The organism is Caballeronia sp. M23-90 (assembly GCF_053574605.1).
This window is the reverse complement of sequence record NZ_JBSIPA010000615.1, coordinates 1-3,091: the sequence shown is the minus strand read 5'-3', so window position 1 is coordinate 3,091 and position 3,091 is coordinate 1. Positions and strand designations below refer to the sequence as shown.

The 3,091-nt window shown below is 61.2% G+C and carries 3 protein-coding genes and 2 pseudogenes; 2 read left to right on the top strand and 3 right to left on the bottom strand.

Annotation, left to right across the window (positions count from 1 at the left end; genetic code table 11):
- Together ACRXB1_RS33545 and ACRXB1_RS33540 are read left to right on the top strand one after the other, a co-directional pair.
- Positions 1 to 128, top strand: a pseudogene (locus ACRXB1_RS33545) (AAA family ATPase); the annotation flags it as partial.
- A 15-nt stretch (positions 129 to 143) separates the two neighbouring features.
- Positions 144 to 782, top strand: coding sequence for a substrate-binding domain-containing protein (locus tag ACRXB1_RS33540; protein WP_449494475.1), 639 nt, complete (start codon positions 144 to 146; stop codon positions 780 to 782).
- On the opposite strand, the gene ACRXB1_RS33535 is transcribed toward ACRXB1_RS33540, so the two are convergent.
- From ACRXB1_RS33535 to ACRXB1_RS33525, 3 genes and pseudogenes are all read right to left on the bottom strand, one after another.
- Entirely contained in the window at positions 783 to 1,715 is a 933-nt protein-coding gene (locus ACRXB1_RS33535) for a DMT family transporter (RefSeq protein WP_449494474.1), read from the bottom strand.
- A gap of 81 nt (positions 1,716 to 1,796) precedes the next feature.
- Positions 1,797 to 2,183 (bottom strand): lactoylglutathione lyase, encoded by a 387-nt coding sequence (gloA, locus tag ACRXB1_RS33530; protein WP_061998536.1) that lies wholly within the window; start codon positions 2,181 to 2,183, stop codon positions 1,797 to 1,799.
- 48 nt (positions 2,184 to 2,231) lie between these two features.
- Positions 2,232 to 2,972 (bottom strand): annotated as a pseudogene (locus ACRXB1_RS33525) (M48 family metallopeptidase); the annotation flags it as partial.
- Positions 2,973 to 3,091: the final 119 nt, after the last annotated feature.

Genomic DNA, 3,091 nt, shown 5'->3' with positions numbered 1-3,091 from the left:
CAGGACTCAAGAAGAAGCCCTCGACGTCCGAGCTGCTCGACTGGCTGAAGTTGCTGCTGGCGGAGGATATCGGTCCCGAAGCGCTGCGCTCGAGCGATCAGAAGCAGATCATCCCGCCGCTGCATGGACAGAATATCGGCGGCATGCGCGCCGATATTCTGTTTCCAGACATGCTCGTCGAGTTTGCGCGGAATCACCCGGGCATCAAGATATCGCTGGAGATCGCCGAAGCGGGGAAGTTGATGGAGCGGCTACGCGCCGAACGCGCGGACTTCGTCGTGGTGGATCGCCGGGAAACGGCTATTGCGCCCGATGTCACCATGCATCGGCTGACCGGTCACGACGGCGGCTGGTTCGTGCGGCAGGGGCATCCGCTGCTCGCCCGTGCGCCCGTGCCGCTCGCGGCGCTGCGGGAGTATCCGCTGGTGTCGGTATCGTTGTCGGCGTTCATGGAGGACGCCGTGCGCCGGCTGCTGAAATTTCGCGCGCACGAGGAGATTCCGCTGCATCTGGAATGCAACGATGTTGCCGTGTTGAAGAGCGTCGTCGCGCGCACGGATGCCGTCATGTTTTGCACGGCTTCATCGGTGCAACGCGAGGTGCTTCATGAGCGGCTCGTGCGTGTATCGATCGTGCATCCGCGCAAGCTTGGTTTGCAGTTTGCGCTCGTTTGTCTCGCTGACCGGACGCAATCGGCGGCGGCCGAAGGCGCCCTCGGACTTGCTGCGCAGATCATGAACGAGGCAACCCGGGCAGCCCGCGCAACGGGCCGCTCAAGATGATCAGGCGCGCGCCCGCGCAGCCGGCGCATTCACCAGCCCAATGCCCATCACCACCAGTGCCGCCGCCAATATGAAGCGCGTTGTCAGCGTATCGCCGAGCAGCAGCACGCCGAACGCCACGCCGAAGATCGGCGTGAGAAACGAGAACACGGAAAGCCGCGACGCCATGTAGCGCGTGAGCAGCCAGAACCACGTGAGATAACTCAAGAACGCCACGATGATCGCCTGATACGCGAGACTTGCGATCGCGGTCGGCGTGATCGTGCCGATGTGCGTCTGATCGAGCGTGAAGGCGAGCGTGAGCAAGACAATCGCCGATACACCCAGTTGATAGAACAGCGTCTTGCTCGCGCTCACGCGTGCGAGCGGCGATGCGCGAATCACGACCGTGGTCGCGGCCCAAAAGACGCCACCGAGGACGCCGAGCGCATCGCCGGCCGTGCCTTGCCATGTCGATGCCGTATCCGGATTCCGATGCAGGAAGCCGTCGGCGAAAGCGATCGCGATACCGCCGAACGCGACCGCAATGCCGATCCACTGCACGCGGCGAAGTTTTTCGCCTGGCACGAAGAAGTGCAGGCCGAGCGCCATGAAGCACGGCGCGGTATAGAGGAACACGACCATGCGCGTGGCGCTGGTCAGCGTCAGTCCCAGGAAGATGCACACGAACTCGCCGCCGAACAGCACGCCCGCGAGCAGGCCGGACCCGAGGGTATCGTCGCGCCGAAAAAGCGCCACGCCGCGCGAACGCGTCCAGAACCACACCAGCACGGTCGCGATGGTGGAGCGAATGCCTGCCTGGAGCAACGGCGGGAACGAGACGTTCGCCCCTTTGATCGCGACCTGCTGGAAGCCCCACACCGCGCACAAGCCGATCATCAACAGGATGGCGGTGGCGTCGGGCGCGCGTCGAACGGGAAGGGCGGTGCTCATGAAGTGTCTCGTCTCTGCTTTTTATTGTGGTGTTGCGAATGCCAAAAACGACAAGGACCCCGCAGGGCCCGGTCAATCATCTCAAGAGTGCTTCTCGATCAGTTCGACCTTGTACCCGTCCGGGTCTTCGACAAACGCGATGACCGTCTTGCCGCCTTTCACCGGACCCGCTTCGCGCGAGACCTTGCCGCCGGCCTCGCGGATGCGGTTGCATGCGGCGGCGGCATCGTCCACTTCCAGCGCGATGTGTCCATACGCCGAACCCAGGTCGTATTTGTCGACGCCCCAGTTGTAGGTCAATTCCAGCACGCTGTTCTCGCTTTCATCGCCGTAACCGACGAACGCCAGCGTGTACTTGTATTCGGTGTTTTCGCTTTGACGCAGCACTTTCATGCCGAGAATGCGCGTATAGAAGTCGATGGAACGCTGCAAGTCGCCGACGCGCAGCATGGTGTGGAGAAGTCGCATGATGGGGTCCTGTTAGGGTTGTCGTTTTGATGCGTCCTGAACCGGCCGCTAAAGCAAGGGCAGCAGTTCAGGCGGGTGATGCTTGAGCGTGTGCCGCGCTTCCTGGAAGTCCGGAAAAATCGATTCGACGGTGTTCCAGAAACGCGCGCTGTGGTTCATCTCGCGAAGGTGCGCGAGTTCGTGCGCGACCACATAGTCGATGATGTGAACCGGAAAATGGATCAGCCGCCAGTTGAGGCGGATCTTGCCTTCGCTGGAACAACTGCCCCAGCGCGTTGCCGCCGAAGACAACGCATACGCCTTGTATTCAACGCCGAGTTTCGCGGCATACACTGGCAGGCGCTGACCGAACACTTCCAGCGCCTGTCTATGCAACCAGCGTTGCACGCGCTCGCGAATGAGTTGTGCGTCAGCCAGTGCGGGAAGTCCGAGCCAGAGGGTGTTGGCGGTGGTATCGAAATGCGGTTGAGTCGCGCTCTTTCCGGTCGCACCCGGCGCAGCGGTCATCATCACGCTGATGTTCTGCCCGAGATACGGAAGCTGCGCTCCGTCCTTCCAGACAATACGCGGTACGACGCGTTGTTCAACTCGCGTTTGCCATTCTTCGAGCTTCTTGAAGATCCACTTCTCTTTTTCGACAATCGCACTTTCGATAGCACCGATCGTCACCCAGCGCGGCGCGGTGATCGCAAGGCCGGTGCCGTCGATCATGAAACCGATGGTGCGTCGCGACGAACGCTTCAACCGGTAGTCGAGCAGCTTCGACCCGAGCATGAGATGACGGTCACGTCAATAGGATATGGAGTGACGCCCGTTGAAGCAGTTACCCTATATGACCTAATTCCGTATATCCGAGCTGACACTTATTTGGCTGATGATCGGGTGGACGACTGGTACCGGCGAAAGGT